Here is a 939-nt window from a genome sequence, read left to right on the forward strand (position 1 = left end):
GCTGCACCGCGACGTCGGCTGGTCGCTGGCCGCCGCCGGAATTCTGGTCACCGTGACCCAAATCCTGGGCGCCGCAGGCCGAATCGGCGCGGGCGCCTGGTCCGACCGGGTCGGCAGCCGGCTGGGCCCGCTGCGCATCGTCGCCGTCGCCGCCGTGTTGTCGATGGCGGCGCTGGCGCTGGCCGCCTGGACCCACATGTGGTGGGCCGCAATCCCATTGCTGATCGTCGCCTCGGTGATCACCGTGTCCGACAACGGCCTGGCCTTCACCGCGGTCGCCGAGATCGCCGGACCCTATTGGAGCGGACGCGGACTCGGCATCCAGAACACCGGGCAGAATCTGGCGATGGCCGTCGTGGCGCCCGCGTTCGGCGCGCTCATCTCCGCGAGCGGTTTCGCCGCCGCCTATCTGCTGGCGGCAGGGCTCGCGGTCGCCGCGGTCCCGCTGGTCCCGACCGACCGGCGCACCCAATAGCCGTCCCGCCCTGGAGGATTGACGCCCGCTCCGCACGACGGAGCGGGCGTCGATTCGTAGGATGTGTCGTTCGCAGTCGGCGCGGCGATCGGTGCCCAGTGCGATATATCTCACTCGATAGGTTCAAGAACGATTACCGCACAACACTTTTGACACAACAGCATCATCCGACCCACTGAACTAATCTGCGCGAAATCTCCCCGCCGCCAGTCTCGCCGTCACTGCCGCAGGCATAGACGGTCCACGCAAGCAGTGTCGGGTTTGGCGACACAATGTCGCCAAGGGGTACCATGGAGACATTCCGTCGCCAACCCAGGAGCGCGATGCCGAGGATCGACGCACCAACCGTCGCCGAGCACCGGGCGAATCAAGAACGGGCGCTGCTCGACGCCGCGCGCACGGTGCTGTTACAGAACGGTCCGCAGGCGGTGTCCCCCGCCACGGTCGGCGCCGCCGCCGGACTC

At 68.4% G+C, this 939-nt stretch carries 1 protein-coding gene; it reads left to right on the forward strand.

What is annotated here, in order from left to right; all coding sequences use genetic code 11:
- Window positions 1–475, forward strand: a 475-nt coding sequence (locus tag ON39_RS23120; RefSeq protein ID WP_040737564.1) for an MFS transporter, incomplete at its 5' end; no start/stop codon positions are given.
- Window positions 476–939: the final 464 nt, after the last annotated feature.

Origin of the sequence: Nocardia tenerifensis NBRC 101015 (genome assembly GCF_000308715.1) — a bacterium.
In the GTDB taxonomy this organism is placed as follows: domain Bacteria; phylum Actinomycetota; class Actinomycetes; order Mycobacteriales; family Mycobacteriaceae; genus Nocardia; species Nocardia tenerifensis.